The 18,638-nt window shown below is 41.8% G+C and carries 23 protein-coding genes and 3 pseudogenes; 5 read left to right on the top strand and 21 right to left on the bottom strand.

All coding sequences use genetic code 11. From position 1 onward, the window contains the following. Positions 1-62: 62 nt before the first annotated feature. The 11 genes and pseudogenes from AC3CHU_RS08120 to AC3CHU_RS08070 form a co-directional block, all read right to left on the bottom strand. The gene (locus tag AC3CHU_RS08120) at positions 63-542 is read right to left on the bottom strand and encodes a P-loop nucleotide/nucleoside kinase family protein (protein ID WP_488525436.1); all 480 of its coding nucleotides are present in this window, start codon (positions 540-542) and stop codon (positions 63-65) included. A 95-nt stretch (positions 543-637) separates the two neighbouring features. After that, complete coding sequence (locus AC3CHU_RS08115; protein ID WP_488525435.1) at positions 638-1,201, bottom strand: GNAT family N-acetyltransferase; 564 nt, start codon at positions 1,199-1,201, stop codon at positions 638-640. Further along, positions 1,198-1,395 (bottom strand): hypothetical protein, encoded by a 198-nt coding sequence (locus tag AC3CHU_RS08110; RefSeq protein WP_017087942.1) that lies wholly within the window; start codon positions 1,393-1,395, stop codon positions 1,198-1,200. The genes AC3CHU_RS08115 and AC3CHU_RS08110 overlap by 4 nt, the downstream gene beginning before the upstream one ends. 197 nt (positions 1,396-1,592) lie before the next feature. After that, positions 1,593-1,997 carry an NUDIX domain-containing protein gene (locus AC3CHU_RS08105; protein ID WP_017087944.1) on the bottom strand — a complete coding sequence of 135 codons (405 nt, stop codon included), beginning with the start codon at positions 1,995-1,997 and terminating at the stop codon, positions 1,593-1,595. Between the two features lie 120 nt (positions 1,998-2,117). Beyond that, positions 2,118-2,534, bottom strand: coding sequence for a GFA family protein (locus AC3CHU_RS08100; RefSeq protein ID WP_065205236.1), 417 nt, complete (start codon positions 2,532-2,534; stop codon positions 2,118-2,120). Positions 2,535-2,694: 160 nt separating this feature from the next. Next, the gene (locus tag AC3CHU_RS08095) at positions 2,695-3,033 is read right to left on the bottom strand and encodes a hypothetical protein (RefSeq protein WP_017083684.1); all 339 of its coding nucleotides are present in this window, start codon (positions 3,031-3,033) and stop codon (positions 2,695-2,697) included. 152 nt (positions 3,034-3,185) lie between these two features. Continuing rightward, positions 3,186-3,533 (bottom strand): annotated as a pseudogene (locus tag AC3CHU_RS08090) (SH3 domain-containing protein). 116 nt (positions 3,534-3,649) lie between these two features. Beyond that, positions 3,650-4,294 (bottom strand): HAD-IA family hydrolase, encoded by a 645-nt coding sequence (locus tag AC3CHU_RS08085; RefSeq protein WP_065205644.1) that lies wholly within the window; start codon positions 4,292-4,294, stop codon positions 3,650-3,652. Positions 4,295-4,372: 78 nt separating this feature from the next. Further along, positions 4,373-4,744, bottom strand: a complete 372-nt coding sequence (locus AC3CHU_RS08080) for an acyl carrier protein (RefSeq protein WP_065205238.1) — start codon at positions 4,742-4,744, stop codon at positions 4,373-4,375. A 200-nt stretch (positions 4,745-4,944) separates the two neighbouring features. Next, on the bottom strand, positions 4,945-5,370 hold the full coding sequence (locus tag AC3CHU_RS08075) for a hypothetical protein (protein ID WP_017083679.1): 426 nt from the start codon (positions 5,368-5,370) through the stop codon (positions 4,945-4,947). Between the two features lie 429 nt (positions 5,371-5,799). After that, positions 5,800-6,402 carry a DUF922 domain-containing protein gene (locus AC3CHU_RS08070; RefSeq protein WP_488525434.1) on the bottom strand — a complete coding sequence of 201 codons (603 nt, stop codon included), beginning with the start codon at positions 6,400-6,402 and terminating at the stop codon, positions 5,800-5,802. A 90-nt stretch (positions 6,403-6,492) separates the two neighbouring features. Between AC3CHU_RS08070 and AC3CHU_RS08065 the strand changes: the two are divergent. After that, positions 6,493-6,597 (top strand): annotated as a pseudogene (locus tag AC3CHU_RS08065) (IS110 family transposase); the annotation flags it as partial. A gap of 5 nt (positions 6,598-6,602) precedes the next feature. Continuing rightward, positions 6,603-6,746 (top strand): annotated as a pseudogene (locus tag AC3CHU_RS08060) (IS110 family transposase); the annotation flags it as partial. Positions 6,747-6,776: 30 nt separating this feature from the next. Here the strand turns inward: AC3CHU_RS08060 and AC3CHU_RS08055 are convergent. From AC3CHU_RS08055 to artP, 8 genes are all read right to left on the bottom strand, one after another. Next, positions 6,777-7,169: a hypothetical protein gene (locus tag AC3CHU_RS08055; protein WP_065205240.1), complete on the bottom strand. Its 393-nt coding sequence runs from the start codon at positions 7,167-7,169 to the stop codon at positions 6,777-6,779. Positions 7,170-7,310: 141 nt separating this feature from the next. Further along, positions 7,311-7,613 carry a hypothetical protein gene (locus AC3CHU_RS08050; protein WP_372112555.1) on the bottom strand — a complete coding sequence of 101 codons (303 nt, stop codon included), beginning with the start codon at positions 7,611-7,613 and terminating at the stop codon, positions 7,311-7,313. After that, positions 7,614-7,769 carry a hypothetical protein gene (locus AC3CHU_RS08045; protein WP_488525433.1) on the bottom strand — a complete coding sequence of 52 codons (156 nt, stop codon included), beginning with the start codon at positions 7,767-7,769 and terminating at the stop codon, positions 7,614-7,616. Positions 7,770-7,893: 124 nt separating this feature from the next. Next, positions 7,894-8,325 carry a hypothetical protein gene (locus AC3CHU_RS08040; protein WP_065205241.1) on the bottom strand — a complete coding sequence of 144 codons (432 nt, stop codon included), beginning with the start codon at positions 8,323-8,325 and terminating at the stop codon, positions 7,894-7,896. A 311-nt stretch (positions 8,326-8,636) separates the two neighbouring features. Continuing rightward, positions 8,637-9,305, bottom strand: coding sequence for an arginine ABC transporter permease ArtM (artM, locus tag AC3CHU_RS08035; RefSeq protein ID WP_017074936.1), 669 nt, complete (start codon positions 9,303-9,305; stop codon positions 8,637-8,639). Further along, positions 9,302-9,988 carry an arginine ABC transporter permease ArtQ gene (gene artQ / locus AC3CHU_RS08030; protein ID WP_065205245.1) on the bottom strand — a complete coding sequence of 229 codons (687 nt, stop codon included), beginning with the start codon at positions 9,986-9,988 and terminating at the stop codon, positions 9,302-9,304. The genes artM and artQ overlap by 4 nt, the downstream gene beginning before the upstream one ends. Positions 9,989-9,991: 3 nt before the next feature. After that, positions 9,992-10,723, bottom strand: coding sequence for a lysine/arginine/ornithine ABC transporter substrate-binding protein (locus AC3CHU_RS08025; RefSeq protein WP_054546341.1), 732 nt, complete (start codon positions 10,721-10,723; stop codon positions 9,992-9,994). Positions 10,724-10,843: 120 nt separating this feature from the next. Then, positions 10,844-11,572, bottom strand: coding sequence for an arginine ABC transporter ATP-binding protein ArtP (artP, locus tag AC3CHU_RS08020; RefSeq protein WP_306179812.1), 729 nt, complete (start codon positions 11,570-11,572; stop codon positions 10,844-10,846). A gap of 576 nt (positions 11,573-12,148) precedes the next feature. On the opposite strand from artP, the gene AC3CHU_RS08015 reads away from it, so the two are divergent. Both AC3CHU_RS08015 and AC3CHU_RS08010 read left to right on the top strand, forming a co-directional pair. Next, positions 12,149-13,972 carry an ABC transporter ATP-binding protein/permease gene (locus AC3CHU_RS08015; RefSeq protein ID WP_488525432.1) on the top strand — a complete coding sequence of 608 codons (1,824 nt, stop codon included), beginning with the start codon at positions 12,149-12,151 and terminating at the stop codon, positions 13,970-13,972. A gap of 242 nt (positions 13,973-14,214) precedes the next feature. Further along, the gene (locus AC3CHU_RS08010) at positions 14,215-14,679 is read left to right on the top strand and encodes an acyl-CoA thioesterase (protein ID WP_488525431.1); all 465 of its coding nucleotides are present in this window, start codon (positions 14,215-14,217) and stop codon (positions 14,677-14,679) included. A 219-nt stretch (positions 14,680-14,898) separates the two neighbouring features. On the opposite strand, the gene AC3CHU_RS08005 is transcribed toward AC3CHU_RS08010, so the two are convergent. Then, entirely contained in the window at positions 14,899-17,154 is a 2,256-nt protein-coding gene (locus AC3CHU_RS08005) for a peptidase U32 family protein (RefSeq protein WP_054546343.1), read from the bottom strand. Between the two features lie 173 nt (positions 17,155-17,327). On the opposite strand from AC3CHU_RS08005, the gene AC3CHU_RS08000 reads away from it, so the two are divergent. Next, complete coding sequence (locus tag AC3CHU_RS08000; protein WP_488525482.1) at positions 17,328-17,918, top strand: glutathione S-transferase; 591 nt, start codon at positions 17,328-17,330, stop codon at positions 17,916-17,918. A 224-nt stretch (positions 17,919-18,142) separates the two neighbouring features. Here AC3CHU_RS08000 and AC3CHU_RS07995 read toward each other — a convergent pair whose 3' ends face one another. Then, positions 18,143-18,592 carry a GyrI-like domain-containing protein gene (locus AC3CHU_RS07995; RefSeq protein WP_488525430.1) on the bottom strand — a complete coding sequence of 150 codons (450 nt, stop codon included), beginning with the start codon at positions 18,590-18,592 and terminating at the stop codon, positions 18,143-18,145. Positions 18,593-18,638 lie beyond the last annotated feature (46 nt).

Genomic DNA, 18,638 nt, shown 5'->3' with positions numbered 1-18,638 from the left:
CGATTCACTTGTTGCGATATTAAGGATCTGCTAACTCAAACTAGGCTTGGCTATATAACTTGTTAAGTGTCTTGTTGGACCCAAACAACATTTTCGTTTGAAGTGGGAACCTCAAACCAAGACCAAAACAGATCTAACATTTCAGGTGTCATTTCATAAGACTTACCATTCAGTTCCGAGTTACGGCTAAATGCTCTCTGCTTGCAAGTCTCAAAGGGAACATCAAGGTAGTGAACTTCGCTGTCCACACCTAGGTTTGATGTCCAGCTTTTAAAAGAATCTCGGTCAGACTCACGCCAAAAACCAAAGTCAAAAATCACAGGAACACCTAAGGAAAACAGCTGCATTGCAGACTCCTTAAATAACCCTTGAAGCGTAGCCAGCCGGCGATCAAAAACTTCACGCTCCATATGCTCGCCATACAAAGGAATCATCCACTCATCGATCGAGAAACGAAAGGCGCCATGCTTTTCTGCAAGCGCTTTAGAGTAAGTCGTTTTACCCGAACCGATAAAGCCACATACGAAGTAGATTTTAGTCATGATTCCTCTTTTGCTCATAGTTAGAGTTGCAGTGTGAACACGCTGACACCAAGCCTAAGCACTACCATAAAACTGTGGATGCCAAGCGTCAAAATTCACTCTTCAAAGCGTTCTTGTCCGCAAATTCTCGTGCATAGTGTCATCATTGTTTCAGACACAGACTGTCCTTCTATAAGATAACAACCTGGGACTTCTCCAATCACTTCGAAACCACATTTCAAATACAAATTTTTTGCAGGAAGATTATTCGAGAGAACATTGAGATCTAACCAATCGATACTTGGGCTCTCGTTACAAAACTCAGTCACGCACTTAATCAGCTCTACACCTAACCCCTGCTTTCTTAAGCTCGAATCAACACCCATGCCGAGAAGCACACGATGAAACTTATACTCTTCACTGTAATGACGTAAGTCTATATGACCAAACACTCGTTCATTAGAGTCTTTGATTACCCAGAGCTTTCTCCAGCCATGTTCACCAAGGCTTGCCTCAAAACCATTTCGAAACTTATCTTTAAATCGTTCTGAAACTACACAATTCTCTTTAGAGATCGGTTGGAAAAGTGGAGAATCATCATCCGCATTTTCAAGAAGCTGCGCTCCTATGTATTCGAAAAAGGATTCTAAATCCGACAGAACGGCTTCCGATATTCTCATGTAATCTCCTTCTTGCGCATGATTCTTTCTTTTAGAAGTGTACCAATACTGCTAACGACAAACGTAAAAGCAAACGCCACAAGTGGCTGATAGAAATCAAACGCACCATCCGTCATAAAAAAGTACTGATGAATGGCAACACCAAAACCAACACCTAATGCCAACTTGAGATTCTTGAAAATTCCTTGTTTCATGTTCATTCCCTCGCAGTAAAAATTTGGTGTATAGATATGAGCAGTGCCAACTAATTTGAACTTAATCCAATGAAAACTCTAGGTTTGAGCCGCCCCATTGATAATTCAATTTATCTGAATCGATCCAACAAATAAGTAGGCCATAGTCTTCCTTTTCAAATGATCTAAGTCCCATATCTCCCTCTTAGGTTATAGCGCTAAGTTCGTTGCTGATGGTCACGCAACGCGTTTTTAATTTTTTTCATTGCTACGTAAGTGATTGGAGTGCACTTTTCTGGCAATTCGTCGAGGTTGAACCAACGCAACTCTCGACACAAGTTAGGTTCTGCGTTCTCTATTTTGCCAACCCAATCAAAACATAGGTAAAAGTAATGACGAATCGGCAAACTAGGGTCAACCAATTCAGCCGCTAAATTCAATTCTTTAGTGCTAACCGAAGTTTCCTCCAAAGCTTCGCGTTCTGCTGCGTCTAGAGGAGATTCACCGTCCTCTATGCGCCCAGAAGGAAAGCCCCAATACTGGTCAAACGCTTCAGTATTTTGGCGGAAGGCGAGCAATAACTGATTTCTAGAGACAAAGACAAGTTGAACTACATTTTTCATTTATATGAATCTTCCTTTGGAAAACAATACTCACGTTGAGGGGGCTACAAACGCTTGCAATACTGTAAGCTAAACCGGCAAGCATTAAAGTCTCCCTTAAACCGGTTGCTATGCCTATAGTTATACCTTGTCTGCAAAGTAGGCCATGATTTCTTCGGTGGTCATTTCCTTAGTTTCATTGGAAAAGCAATAGTAACCAGGTCGCATGTCACTAAAATATTGCATGTCCATTTCCAACCCTTCCAAATTTGGAAACAAGCCCACTGGCATATTGTACTCGCCTGTTTCTTTGAATTTACAAAATAGGTGGGTTCCACATTCTCTGCAGAAACCTCGTGAAGCCCAAGAAGAAGATTTGTACATCTTTACTTTATCTTCACCTTCCAGTTTCACTTGAGTACCACATTTCAAAGCAAAGAACGGAGCACCACCCCAAGTTCGACATGACTGACAATGGCAAACTGTAAACTTAGGATCGATGTTTTTAGCCGTAATTTTAACAGAACCACAAAGGCAATTAGCCTCAGAATAATACATTGAAAGAGCTCCTAGATTGATGAAACATACACGCTGCCCTATTGGTGAGCAACGCAATAACTAAGCCGCTAAAAGGAACCTTAATAACTAAGACCAATGCACAGTGAAAATGCCAAGCATTGAGAATCACTTTTAAAGTTCTTGTATGTGGTTAGTTGACCTATGCGATCACGCAATAAGCTAAAGGGAATAAACTAGCGAGTAAAAAACGACCACCTAACCCAGTACTTTCAAGCTTAGTTACAACAGTATGTTTAGAAGAGTTATTTTCAATCAAACTACTTGCAGCTACACCCGCCACATTACTTGGATCGCTGTAACCTACTTTGTGCCCCGAAAAAGAGAAGATGCTGCCGAGCCCAATAAGTAGGAGCATTGAGTAAAAGGCGTAGTCACTCAAGAACTGGATTGCTAAAGAACCTGTCAACCGTTCGAACAAATAAACAAAACCAAGAGATAGAAAGTTTGACGTAACTACAAATGACATTAACTTGTTCATTATATTTATCTTTTCCTCATTGTTACAAAACGCAAAGCTAAGGTGTGATCAAGGTAATACTGAATCTTGAGTGGACAACCTTAAACACAAACGTAACGCAAAGCTAAAATGCTAAGTGTTAGCTGCTTGCTTTAGCAACTTTCGATATGAATTTATACAGCGCACAGATGATTTAAAGGAGCCCAAGCTAATTCTTCCGAATTACCTAATTTATAACTCCAGATCTAGCCGTTTAATTCATGTTCTTTTACTAGAATGTCACCAACTATCAAACGGTGTTCCTTAGCAAAATAGTCCTCAAGTACGGTTACTTCACTGTTATTTACAGCTAATATGTGTTTTGGAACCCAGCCTTCTTTATTTTTTCCTCGGCAAAAAATCCAATTTTCCCAATCACCTTCTGGGTTGGATTCTTCTACAAACTGCAATTTTTCACCTTTTACGATTCGAATAGGTAATTCTGGATCATCCTTATAATTTTTAACGACGTTGTATTCCATAGCTTATTTCTGCTCCATTTAAATAACGTTAAGCTGTGAGTGAACGTGTGCCCAAATTGGACCGAAGCGAGAATAGTATGCTTTCACGAATCATACTTAAGCGCCTTGTTAAGTTTTCACCAACATAGTTCATATGAACCGTTTCTGTTTTCAATTGCCAGATCTGAAAAGCTATTAACAATTAGATCAGCTAAAGCTAATTCAGATTCTTTATGACTAGTTAATATAGCAACAGTAAAACACCCTGCTTCTTTAGCCGATTTGACACCCGCTGGCGAATCTTCAAAGGCAACACAGCTCATCGCATTCAAACCTAGATTTTCAGCGGCAAGCACAAATGGTTCTGGGTGTGGCTTACCGATGCTAACATCTTCACCACATATCATAATCTCAGGTAACTCAAACCCGGATGCACGTAAACTTGTCTCAGCCACATTTCTTGGACCACTCGTTGCGATTGCCCATGAACACTTCGGTATGGTTTTTACAAAACTCAGTGCTCCATCAATTTCAGTAGCTGATTCCATTGCTTTTATTGCGATTTTTTTAACTACGTTTTCTTCACTCGCATTTGCATATTGAAAACCTACTAATTCTAAAGTTTCGCTAATTTTTCTGCCGTGAACGTGTGGATGTACTATTGAAAAATCAACTCCTTTTTGCACTGCCCACTCTTTCCAAATATTATTTATAACCAGTGTGGTGTTTACAAGAGTTGCATCTACATCAAATATAAAACCATTGCATGAATATCTATTTATCAAACCTATTCCTTAAATGTGCAAATACGAACGTGGAAATGAAACATAACGCCTTTAGGTACATCCAACAACCAACGCCTAGCCGAGAGAGTTAGCACACGCTGTTTGGACAATCTTTTGAAACTCTCGGACCGTTACCTTGCCTTTAATTTTTGGCTCAAACTCTTCTTCATCGAAATAAACGATCAGGTCGACTACATCTTCGTCTTTAAGATCAACTCCAATAGCCTCTTCCATATCAACAACTACAGTTATGAGATCTAAAACATCAATATCAAAGTTTTGACCATAAAATGTACCATCAATAGCAATTTCATCCACACGAACATCGAAAGCCTTAGCCATTGCATTTAATACTTTATCGTCTATTGCATCACAGCCATTAGCCCAAACGAAATTTGAATACGTGATTGCTAACACTGAACAGAACACAAGTTTGGGATGTTTCATATTTTCCTCTTTGATGCCTAACACCCAATTGAGTAGCTAACAACCCCGCCAATACGCAGAATTGACAAGTAGAGCTAACACCTTGTTAAGGGGTGAACAACGAAACACAAAATTACCACGTGCCATGCGTTGAAAGTTATCATGAAGCAGCTTGCATTTATAATAAGCACTCCAATCGGGTAAGGTGAGACCAAGACTTGCTATACGTTACTTCCAAGCTCTGAATTTGGCCTCAACTTATTGCTAAAAACGAACAGACAACTAACCAAAATGCCTATCTCGAAAAGCTGACATAGAAAAGATGCTGTCTTAAACACCAGACCAGATTCCATCCAGGGCATCGCTATTTCGATTAGCGCAGCGGCAAAAACCAAAGTATACCCAACCCATTGATGCCATTTACCTAACATTGGCGAGAAATGATAGAAAGCTAACAAATAGAGCACCGAAAAAAAAGGCATTATAAACCAAGTGAAATACTCAAGAATTTCAACTAACGAGCGACCACCTTCGCCCAAAGTCGCCATTAGAATCGGGATAATAAAATTGAGTATCATGTAAAGAAACGGATAGATAAGAATACCCAAGGCAAGATACCGAACTGACTTTTTAACTCTAGTTTCCACTTGTACTACCTTCTCAAGTTGGAGTAGCGCATAACGCTTAACTCCCAATTAACTTGTGCAGCAACGCAATGCAAAGATTCTGCATTGCGCCTTAAACACTAAACCTGACTAGAAGTAATACTGCTACGCGTTGCGAGTCAGGTTAAATTGTTTGTTATAATTTCGTAACAAGTTCTATATTTGATTTATCTATTTTTAACTGGCGATGCACAACCAAACATTAGTAGTCCTGAGATAATTACTGAAGAGATCTTTAACGCATTCACCTTTAAATCACTGATTTAATTACAAAAGAGAGCTCAATATACATATAGTGGATTGTAAATCCAATAACATAAATCTAATTTTTCAATATTACATCGATAAATCATTGATAAGGAATATGAAAGTTATAACACCAAGCGTTGTGAATCACTCTTAAATTTATTGTTATATGCGTGGTGACATCGGCGCGAAAGGCATTTCGCATATTTTTAAGTAAGGCTTCTCACCAAAAGGAGACTCTGGTAATTCAATCTCTCCATGCGATGTATAAACGTCAAACAGAGCATTACTTTTCACTAAGTCACTTTCAAGTTCAGTGACTCTATCATTAGCACTACTGCACCCTCCGCGCTGCCCACCTTTAAAGGCTAAATAAATTTCATGCATCGACTTAACTGCAAGAGCACAATGAATCTGCTCATGCCGATAGAGCTTTTCTAGATATAGGCGAAACTCCTCCGCCGATTCAACTGAAATCTTAGACATTTCGAACTTCGGAAGTGTATAGGTAACTTCCAGCTTAAATTCATTAATTTCGCAAGTATCATCATTAGTATTGAAGTCATATTTCCATGCGGTGTACCCGTCAAAGCCTTCATTTACGAGAAACTCAGGTCTAGCGTTAAATGAGCGTTCAATTTCTTCAACACTATTACCGCTAATCTCATACACTTCAAACTTTTTCTCGAAGGTAAAGTCTAGCTTAACGTCAGCATTTGCCAGACAGGATGTCATTAAACAAACTATTGAAAGTACTATTTTTTTCATCATCTTCCTTGAAGCATATAGCGAATGACATGGATTCCCCTCCCGAGGATCTGCCACACTTATGTGGTACTTAAATGCACCGGAGGCACCATGTCTGATTATTCTTATTTCTGCGGTATCGACCTAGCCAAAAAACACTTCAGTGTTCATGCTGTAGACCAAAATGGTAAGGTCATACTTCATAAGACAGTAACCTCTGATTCAAAGCGACTTATGCTCGACTTTTAGCTGCCGGAAAGCCTAAAAAAGTCGCAATAATCGCGTGTGTCCGAAAGATGGTTGTGACCCTTAACTCTATGCTGAGAGATGGCGCCATGTGGGATGGAAATACAGCCAAAAACTAATCATTGACGCCATAGTCGTTTGTTAGTTGCCTATTCCAGCTCAGGCTCTACATATCGTTCTCTGAAATCGTAGACCTCAGAGTTTTCTGTAAACAATGTAACACTGCTTTCTGCTATTTCTATGCGGTTTAATCTGTAATAACGCAACTCATATTCTTTATCATTGAGTATGTGTGTCAACTCGATGAGAAAATCACTATTTTGAAACCTTGCACCAAAAGTTCGAAGTTCTGCAATAAACTCTGAGACTGTTTTGTGTGACAAATATGGCTCTCGTTCACCAAGTACAATGCCTGGAACATCTGTTTGTACCTGCCCAACAACATAAACCTCTGTCATAACATCCATAAATGGAATCGAACAATAGACTAGTTCACTCCCACTGATTTGCTCTAGACTTTCTAAGATATTCGCTATTTCCATGATTTACCTTTGAGCAACTAACGCCCTGTTAAGGTGTGAGCAACGCATTACCGAAGCTACCGCATACTACCTTAAACACAAAACGCAACGCATAGTAAAAATGCCACGCGTTGCGAATCACTCTTAAACAGATTGTTATGCCTATTTACTTGCCATTTTTGTCATTAGGATTTTCTTGAATGACTTCTTAGCCCTTGCTACAAACTCTTCTTCGGATTCATTTGATAGTGGTGCTCCCACCTCTTCACTCAACTCTGACATCACGTCTTCGCTGCCCGCTAATTTTGTTACTTCTTGTCCAAATTTTTCAGCTTTACTTTTAGTACTGACCACACCACTTTGTAATACTGTACTTGCTACTCCAGTAGATACATTTTTAAGAGCCAACTCTTTAGAGTTCGAGCTATCTTCAGTTGCACTCAGAAATTCTTTCAAATTTTTCATCTACTCCTCCGATTGCTTTGATGAGCGATAAAATGCTTTGAATATATGTGTAAAAGAATCCACTATCATATCTACAATCTTTTCCTTATCTTCGTCAGATAAATTACTCCATAAGCTCAAAAGCCAACTAAAAAAACTAAGAATTTTACCAAACATAATTCATCCTTTTTGTATTCTCCCAGATAGGCATAACGCCGCACTAAGCGGACTAAAATTGTGGGTTAAAATGTGTAGCGAAGCGAAACGTAACCCACTGTTTTAGTTCCGTTTAAGTGACTTGTTAGCAGTGCACTACACAACTGCTAGAACCCTCATTTATATAGCCGTAGCCTTCAATGATTACTGACTTAGGTTTTAACCCATAAACTGGGGTTGAAGTTGCTACAATTGGAAAATTAAGCTTAGTTAAGTCAGCTTTACTTGGTTTAGAAATACCAAACCAAAAACCTACAACCTCATCTTTTACGAACATACATGGTTGAGAATATTCAATCTCAGTTAAACCGTAATTTATAAAACCAACAAACTCAAAGCCTTCTGAATCGAGAAATTTAGCTCTGACGATAATGTTTGAATTAGGATCTAAAGCATCACTTTCACTTGCAGGAACAATAACGGTTTCATCAAAACTATCGTCTTTCCACATAGGAAACTGCCAGACACTATGATCCGATAAGTCTTGAACTGTGATTTCCCAAATTTGCTTGCTCATAACTTCCTTGTACTGCTAACAGTTCTTAGACAGAAAAATTCTGCATTTAAATACAGAAGTATTCTATCTAGTTTCATATGAGCGGAACTCTACCACAATTAATCACAGTATTTCAGTGACTTAAAACATAGATAGGCTCATTGAATGACAAAATGCAGAATATTTCCATATAGTATGAATTTCGCAAAAAAACCGAACAACTGGATATAACAACAGTACCCGTGCGCATACCCCAAATACAAAAAAGCCTGCCATCTATGCGAACATAAATGGCAGGCTTTATACGTTAGTTAACCTTTGGAGTGGCTAGATTACGCGGCTTCGAATGCGAGGGCCTTCTTCTCAACCTGACGGAAGATCAGCGTTAGCACGCCATTCACAGCTAAGTAGAATGCGCCTGCAATACCGAACACGGTTAACGTGTCGTAGGTTTGGCCGTTGATACGCTGAGCGTAGCCCATCAAGTCCATGATGGTGATGGTGCTTGCCAGTGACGTGCCTTTGAAGACTAGAATCACTTCGTTCGAGTATGCTGGAACGGCGCGGCGTAGTGCGTATGGCAGTAACACTTTAAGCGTTGCGATTTTGTCCATGCCTAATGCGCGACATGCTTCCCACTGCCCTGCAGGTATCGCGTTGAATGCGCCTCTAAACAGTAGCGTGCTGTATGCCGCCGTGTTCAAAGCCAATGCCAACATCGCACAGAACCAAGGTTGACTTAACCATGTCCATAGGAAGCTTTCACGAATCCAATCGAACTGACCCGGGCCGTAATACACCAAGAAGATTTGCACCAATAATGGTGTGCCGGTGAACAGCGTAATAAGGCCACGAGTGAACCAATGTATTACTGGTAATCTAAGGATCAGCGTTACTGTCATTAACAACGATAAGATACAACCAACCAGCAATGAAGCGCCTGTGAGTTGAAGGCTAGTCGCTAAGCCTTCAAGCATTTGAGAGAGGTATTGTTGATTCATGCCATTGCCCCTTTGTTACCCAAACCTTGAATAGAGAACTTACTATCAATCACTTTTACCAATCTTTGTGTGATTAAAGTGATGACCAAGTAGATTGCTGCTGCTGTCGCGTACCAAGTGAATGCTTCGTGCGTTGCAGCTGATGTTAGTTGTGCTTGTTTCAGCAAATCCGTTACGCCAATTAGCGATACTAATGCGGTGTCTTTCAGTAACACTAACCATTGGTTGGTTAACCCAGGTAGCGCGTGTCTTACCGCTTGAGGTAACACGATACGAAAGAATGAACGAGACTGAGAAATACCAAGCGCGCTTGCTGCTTCTCTCTGCCCTTTGCTAACTGCTTTCAAAGCACCACGGATGGTTTGTGAAGCGTAAGAAGCAAAGATAAGTGACAGTGCAACAACACCAGATAAGAACGGGCTCACTTCTATGAAGTCGCCAGTGATCATAAACAGAACTTGTGTCGAACCAAAGTAGATAAACAGCACGACCAGAATTTCTGGTAAACCACGAACAATCGTCACAAATGCAGTCGTTGGCCATTTGATTGCAATACGACGAGACATCTCACCACTTGCAAATAAAACTGCTAGAACCAATCCAACCAATAGGCTTACGAATGCAAGCTGAACAGTCATCCAGCTTGCTTCGACGAGCCCTAAAGAGTAACCCGTTAATTCCATAAATTACTTACCGAAGTACTTGTTGAAGATCTTGTCGTATTCGCCGTTCGCTTTCACTGCTGCAAGTGCAACGTTAAGCTGGTCTACAAGTTCTTGGTTGCTCTTGTTTACTGCGATACCAAAGCCGTTACCGAAGTACTCTTGGTTTGTTACTTGGTCGCCAACGTACGTTAGGTTGTCTTCTTTCTTGAACCATTCAGCTACAACGGCTGTGTCACCGAATACAGAATCGATACGACCGTTTTTCATGTCGATGAATGCATCTTGGTAGCTTGAGTAAGGTACCGCTGTTACGCCAGTCATTTGCTCAAGTAGGAAGCTCTGGTGAGTAGAACCGTTTTGAACACCAACACGCTTACCTTCTAGTGCTGCTTGGTCTGCTACTTTGCCTTCGAAAGAGATGAATGCTGCAGAGTTATCGTAGTAAGCGTTAGAGAAGTTCACTTGTTGAAGACGCGCTTCTGTGATGTCCATTGCCGAGATAGCTGCATCGTAACGTTTGAATTTAAGTGCAGGGATCAAGCTATCGAATGCTTGGTTGTGGAAAGTACACGTTGCTTTCAGCTCTTCACAAAGTGCGTTTGCTAAGTCTACGTCAAAACCTTGAATTTGGTTGTTCTCATCCATGTATTCGAATGGTGCGTAAGTTGCTTCCATTGCGAATTTGATTTCTTCTTGAGCAGCTGCGTTAAAAGAAGCAAGGCCGATAAGTGAAGCTAGTAGAATCTTTTTCATTTTGTTACTCCGAATACTGTGTAATAGCGGCCTGTGGCCATTCTTATAATTTGATTGTTTTAATTGATGTTGTGTTTAGCTAAATCTAGTGAGTCAACTTTCTTTAAATACGTGACTTACTTAATGAGTCAAATACTCGGCAAACTCAGGTGTCTGCGGATTAACGAATGAATCACTGGTGCCGTGTTCAACGATGTACCCTTTCTCTAGGTACAGAACGTGGCTAGCAATCTTCTTCGCGAAGTCGACTTCGTGCGTCACGACCACTTGGGTAATGCCCGTTCCGCTCAATTCTTTAATAATGCTCACGACTTGGTTGGTGATCTCAGGATCAAGCGCCGCTGTTGGCTCATCAAACAACAACACATCCGGTTTCATCATCAGCGCACGTGCAATCGCAACACGCTGTTGTTGACCGCCAGACAGTTGAAGTGGCCAAGCGTCGGCTTTGTCGGCAAGTTGAAGTGTCTTTAGCACTTCTTGAGCTTGCTTGATCGCCTCTTGCTTATCCAAACCCGCAACTTTCGTTGGTGCTTCAATCAAGTTTTCCATCACCGTCATGTGTGGCCATAAGTTGTATTGCTGGAACACCATGCCGACTTTACGACGAAGTTTAAGCCCTTGCTTCTCTTGGATCTGACCAGCAAAGTCGAATCGCTCGTTAGCAATATCTAATTCGCCGTTGTCCGCGATTTCTAGCAGGTTCAAAACACGCAGTAGTGAACTCTTGCCCGCGCCGCTTGGGCCAAGCAATACCAAGGTTTCGCCACTCTCACAGTCGAAGCTGATGTCATGAAGAACTTGGGTATCACCGTATGATTTGTTGATGCTCTTTACTTGAATACTCATGCCACAATACTGCATTAATTGTCATTTGTTGGTTATTCTATTCAATCCGAGGTTTTATGCAAGAAAAATGTATAAAAAACTACTTTGTTGAATTTTTGTAACAAATATTGCACAAAAAACAGTCGCTATAACTGGTCTTACAACCAAAAATTGCAAGCTATTGATAAGGTTAGTATCGAGATAAAAAGCAAACGTTTTTCTATCAATTTATAAATCATAACTCGATTACTAGTTTATGAACGCACTCCCCTATTAACGCTAATTTACTTGCATAAAAATTAGGGTTAAACCCCCTACTTTCCTATCGAACCGACTGGATCAGAATGCTTAGTTTTCCTTTAATGTCGTTTCGAACTATTCACTTGGTGATGATCAAATATCGGAAATTGAGTTTCCTAGGGAGCGTCACAGCGCAATAAATGCTTTAATGGGTTCTATTCTCAACAACAAGTACTTCCCAGCGAAAAAAGCGCAGTACAGGCAATAAGTCATAAACCATAAGCAATTAGCCATAAGCAATAAGCAACAAGCAACAAGCCATCTATTTTTAAAGCGACAACACATTAAGGCAGTCATATGCAAAACGATGTCTCTTCTACGCTCGACTCAACTCAGCGATCGACTCAAAAAGCGCCAGAACCCAAACCTGAGAAAAAAAGCCTCAGTATTCTGTTCGAGCTCAGCAAATTTATTCAGCCTTATAAAGGTCGTGTTATTGCTGCGTTGATCGCGTTGATCTTCACGGCGAGCTTAACCCTTTCAGTCGGACACGGTATTCGCCTTCTTATCGACCAAGGTTTTAGCCAACAATCACTCTCAGATTTAGGCAGCGCGATTCAATTCATCATGGTCGTGGTCGTGTTGATCTCGATTGGTACTTTCTTCCGCTTCTATTTGGTTTCTTCTGTTGGGGAACGCGTGAGTGCGGATATTCGGTTATCGGTTTTCAATCATGTCGTGACGCTGCACCCGAGTTATTTCGAGACCAATGGCAGTGGTGACATCATGTCGCGTATCACAACGGATACCACTCTACTTCAAAGCATCATTGGTTCATCGTTCTCTATGGCGATGCGCAGCGCGTTGATGTGTATTGGTGCAATCATCATGCTGTTTGCGACCAATATTAAGCTGACGTTGATTGTATTGGCGTCGGTGCCGTTTATCTTGATTCCGATCCTTGTCTATGGGCGCCGTGTAAGAGCTTTATCTCGCCAAAGCCAAGATTCGATGTCTGATGTCGGGTCTTACGCAGGTGAAGCGATTGAGCATATTAAAACGGTGCAAAGCTACAGCCGAGAAGCGCAAGAGAAAGCTTCATTCGCGGTAGAAGTGGAAAAGGCTTATGAGATTGGACGCCAGCGCGTTAAACAGCGCGCGATTCTTATCTCTGGTGTAATTGTTATCGTGTTCAGCGCAATATCAGGGATGCTGTGGGTTGGTGGTAGTGATGTCATCAATGGCACCATGTCGGCGGGTGACTTAGCGGCGTTTGTGTTCTATGCGATTATGGTCGCTTCGTCATTAGGTACCATTTCTGAAGTGATGGGTGAACTGCAACGCGCGGCAGGTGCGACAGAGCGTTTGATTGAAATTCTACAAGTTGAAAGCCACATTGTGGCGCCTGTAGAAAACCCAACATCACTGGATAACGTGACACCAGAAGTTGCTTTTGATGATGTGACCTTCTGTTACCCATCAAGACCAGACCAGCCCGCAACAAGCAACCTCACGCTAACGGCTCATGAAGGTAAAGTGTTGGCATTGGTTGGCCCGTCAGGTGCAGGTAAAACCACCCTATTTGAACTGCTGCAACGTTTCTACGACCCACAAGTAGGTAAAGTAACATTAGGCGGTGTTGAACTGAATCAGTTTGATCCGAATGAACTGAGAAAGCAGATGGCTCTGGTTCCACAACAACCCGCTCTGTTTAGTAACGATGTGTTCCATAACATTCGATACGGAAATCCAGATGCTACTGATGAACAAGTTATTGAGGCAGCTAAAAAAGCGCACGCTCACGAATTCATACAGAACTTACCCGACGGATATAACAGCTTCCTTGGCGAACGTGGCGTAAGGCTGTCTGGTGGCCAGAGACAACGTATTGCGATTGCTCGTGCCATCCTAAAAGATCCAAACATTCTATTGTTGGACGAAGCAACCAGCGCACTAGACAGCGAAAGTGAACATCACGTTCAACAAGCTTTAGAAGAGTTAATGCGTGGCAGAACGACAATCATTATCGCTCATCGTTTATCAACAATTAAACACGCCGACCAGATTGCGGTGCTCGATAAAGGCCAGCTAGTAGACATCGGCGACCACCAGTCTCTCATCAATAGCTGCGAATTGTACCAACGCCTAGTTGAACTGCAATTCAAACACCTTAATGCGTAATCATTGAATGGATGTGCGTAAGTCGTTTGTTTAGTGAGACACTAATCAATAAGTAACTGAAAGTTAAGTCACTGACATTGTGTGGTTTCAAGCTTCAAAAACTTAAATCACACGTGTTGCAGTTTTGTTAATTTAGCGGTAGGGTTTTTATTCCAATAACAACTTATCCCGATGAAGGATAAGCCAATAACGTTAATTACCCAGATAACATTAACGACACAGATAACAATAAGAGAGTTCGCATGGAAGCACTATTATCTGACTACCCGGTAGTAACAGAAATCCCTGTCGCTTGGGGAGAAATGGACGCACTCAATCACGTTAACAACGCCGTATATTTTCGCTATTTCGAAACCGCTCGCTTAGATTTTTTCAAGCACGTTGAGCTGATGGAAGAGATGGCGATTACCAAAGTAGGCCCTGTTCTTGGTGACACTTACTGTAAGTATTTCCGCCCAGTCACGTATCCAGATACGTTGATGATTGGCTCTCGTGTCACTGATATTCAAGATGACCGATTCACCATGGAATACGCGATTGTCAGTAAAACTCAACAGAAGCTAACGAGCATAGGCACCGCGACTATCGTGATGTTTGATTTTGCTTCGAATCAAAAAGCCCTGCTCTCGCTGCGCTTAACCAATGAAATCGAAAAGATGAACACGTTGAAAAGCCCATGCTTCAAACAAGAAGCCGTGACGGAATAACGTATTCGCTGATTCAAAACGACTCAGACATTAAAAAGGCCACTCGATTGAGTGGCCTTTTGTTTATTGGTTCAGAGTACTTATAAGCGGCTATAAACGGTTATAAGCGGTTAATACTTTAGACCTTGAATGCTGAACGCTCTTTGCTTTAGAAGCTATAAGCCGTGCAGCCTATAAATCTATAGACCTACAAACCTTGAACCCTATAGACCTTGCACCCTATAAACCTTGAACGTACTGAGCATTAGTTCGAACTTCAACCATCTGCTCTAGGTTCTGTTGTGAGCCATCAACGCCGTCAATCAAACCTTGGAAGTGCTTAATCAGCTCTACTTTGTCTTGTACTTCTTTCGAGCCCGCGCCGATGTTGGTTAGGTCGATGAAGAACTCGTCGAACAGACCCGAGAAATCTGTTACAGCGTCATGGTTTAAGAACTGCTCGTGGTTGTAAATGCTTGGGTAGCCACCCTTCTGTTTATCCACCGCGAAAGAGATGCCTTTCACGTTGGTAATCGTGGTCGCTTTCTCACACTTCAACATACAACCGGCTTCAATGCTTGGCTTGTTACAACCCACAGTTCTTTGGAAGAAACACTGGCGGCTGGTCATCATCAAGATTGGGTGATAGATGCTGTAGAACAGTTTGAAGTTCTCTGGGCGGCGAATATGACGAATCTGACCTTTGTTGATCTCGTTCGAAATGAAAGCACCAGCACAGTTCAGCTCTTCTTTCAGCGTAACCAGTGCGTGAGAGTTGGTCGTGTTCATGAACGGGCCAGCAACCCACTCAATACCCATTTCGTAAGCTTTGTAAGCAATACCCGTGTTGTTGGTCACGATGCGAGCTGGCTTGATCTCTTCAAGAATACGAACCGCTTCGTCGTAATCTTTGCCGATCAATACTGCTGGGAACCAAGGAATCAAACGTGGGTTTGCTGCCAAGATGTCAATGTACTTGTTACAACGCTTCTTGAAGCTTTCAGGCAATTTGAAGTAAACATCCGCGTCAGTTACGTCACACAGGTGCAAGTCTTCCACATCAGCGATAAGCATCGACATGGTTGGCTTCTCGTTAACCTTTGGTTGCTGAGGCAGTGCTGGCACTTCAACGTGCTTAATCACTTTCACAGAACCGTTTAAGATGAAATCGATTTCGTCTTTTAAGACCGACACTTCTTTCAAAGGAAGAATCAGACCTTCATCTAAGTTGTCGTAGTTACAGTTTTCAAGCGTATGAACAGCACTCTTCACTGATTTGAAACGCTTCTCAAGTAACGCCTGAGTAATCGCAGTCTCTTTAGCTGTTGCCAATAATGATTGAGATTGAACTGTAAAGTTTTCTTTTGGTGTGTTCACTGTCACCGTAAATGGTTGACCCACCTTAGCGCTAAACGACAATGACACGGGTGTTTTACGAATATCAAGGAACTCGATCTTGTCGCGCATTTCACTGCCTAGGGCATTTTTCGCTTCATAAAGATCGCTGGTCACTTCTTGAATTTGTACCACTGAGATTTCATTGTTCTCTTTCGTCGCTTTATCAACGGCGTAGTTCATGCTGTTGTCACGAGGATTATCAATGAACATGTCTTTCGTTAGGTTGCCCTTAAGGAAAGAGTTAGTGAAATCACGGTTGAATACTTTGTGCAGGTTTGAATCGTCTTCGATCAACAAACCACTTTCTACAAAGCTATCAATTTGTTTGCGCCACGTATCAACCACTGTGTATACGTAGTGTGCGCCTTTGATACGGCCTTCAACTTTCAATGAGTCGACTTTCGCGTCAACCAATTCAGGTAGGTCGTAGTACGCTGAATTATCTTTCAGATTCAGTGGGAACTTGTTTCCTGCATCAGTGATTTCGTATTCATCACGACATGCTTGGCTACAACGGCCACGGTTACCTGAGTTACCCACACTTACTGAGCTTGAGTAACATTGGCCAGAGAATGCGATACACAAAGCGCCATGTACAAACACTTCGGTTAGAACATCGTGGTCGTGTGCCACTTCCGTCAGCATTTTGATTTCTGGCAGGTTCAATTCACGAGACAAGTTAACGCGTGTTGCGCCAATTTTAGACAAGAACTTAATCTGGCCTTCGTTGTGTGTCGTTAACTGAGTCGATGCGTGAACATCTAACGATGGGAAATGCTTTTTCACCAAATCGAACAAACCAAGATCTTGGACGATGATGCCATCAAGCTTAGTGTTCACAAGCTGGTTCAACAGTTTAGTGATGCTCTTAATTTCATGCTCCAGCAGCACAACGTTAAGAGTCAGAAACACTTCACAACCGTATTCATGAGCAAGGCGAATCACACCATTCAACTCATCTAACGATAGGTTAGAGGCTCTGTTACGAGCGTTGAAGGTGTCTAAACCGCAATAAACCGCATTAGCACCCGCTACGATAGCTGCTTTAATCGCCTCTACATCGCCACCTGGGGCTAATAACTCAATCTTTCTGCTCATTTTTGAAGTCGCTCACTTACTTATAATTTTTAAGCCGCGTATTCTACCTACATCACGATCTCTTTACCACCTAACAACACTTTTCAAACTAAATGACCTCAATAATGCCAAACGAATCCGATTTACCTATCCTTTATTCTTTACGTCGCTGCCCTTACGCCATGCGCGGACGAATGGGCATCGCACTATCACAGCAAAAAGTGTTACTTCGAGAAATCGTTACCAAAGACAAGCCTAGCGAACTATTGGCCAGTTCGCCAAAAGGTACCGTTCCGGTATTGGTGTTGCCAAATGGACAAATCATTGAGCAGAGCTTGGATGTGATGAACTGGGCACTTCAGCAAAACGATCCTCAAGATCTTCTTCGTTCAAGTAATCCAACACTGAGCCAACAAGTCCAGCAGCTCATCAAAATCAACGATGAAGATTTTATTGGCCACTTAGAAAAGTACAGAGCGTCTGTTCGTTACCGAAACATCGATGTTGAACTACGTCGACAAGCCTGCGAAGCGTTCATTAGTCAGCTAGAAACGCTACTCACCGAACAGCCCTACTTTTTCGGAGAAATCCCAAGCTTAGCCGACTTTGCCGTGATGCCTTTTGTCAGCCAGTTTGTACGAGTCGAAAAGAAGTGGTTTGTACAATCTGAGTACCAAAACGTAGGACGTTGGTTAAGAGCGCACTTGGAAAGTAAGCTCTACACCCAAGTCATGAAGCAATACCCTTTGTGGAATGAAACCAAGCAAGATTGTGTTTTTGGGTGACTTAAGGGAGTTTGGGGTGAGCTAGGGAAATTCAGGGTTAGATAAGGCGTGGGTATTAAGGTAATTACGTGACACTGTATCTTATTTGTAATAAACAGATATTCAAAGGCTTAACTGGTTTTTCGCAGTCTCTTTACCGGTAACTACTGTCTCTTAACTGGATACTGCAGTCCTTTAACCGGATGTTAGAGTCTAAGTTAAGCCTTTTGTTTATTTTAAACTGATCACTGAATCGCTATCGAAATCTCGACTTCGGTTTCGCCTTTGTAGAATTCAAAATCTGTCGTGTAAGTTCGAACATGTGGGCAATCCACTGCGTTGAAATACGCCCACACTTCACCCCATAGGTCGATCACTGCTTGAGGGAGTTCACCTTCAGCAGAAAACGTTAAGTATTTGCCTGCTTGTATTTCGGTTTCGACAAGCGCATCTAAATTGTTATCGGTGAGTGCGCTAGTACAAGCGATCACATCAAATTCACCCGTAAAGTCAGACTCGTAGTTTGTGTAGACACCATACACCTTTGAATCTGGTGTCAGTTTAGGAAACGCTTGGTCAAAAAAGCCCTGCCACAATTGCCCTATCTTGGCTTTGGCTGAGTCAATCTCATCGGTATTAGTGGTTCTTACTGAAAAACCATACGCCTTTACGGCTTCAATCGTTTCTACTCTCATTCGTTTTATTCCTAAGCCAATTGACGATCTAACTGTATTGAATCCA

The sequence above is a fragment of the Vibrio sp. QJM3NY_39 genome, from assembly GCF_057785895.1.
Note: the sequence above shows the minus strand (reverse complement) of the source record. Positions and strands in the feature narration are given on the sequence as shown.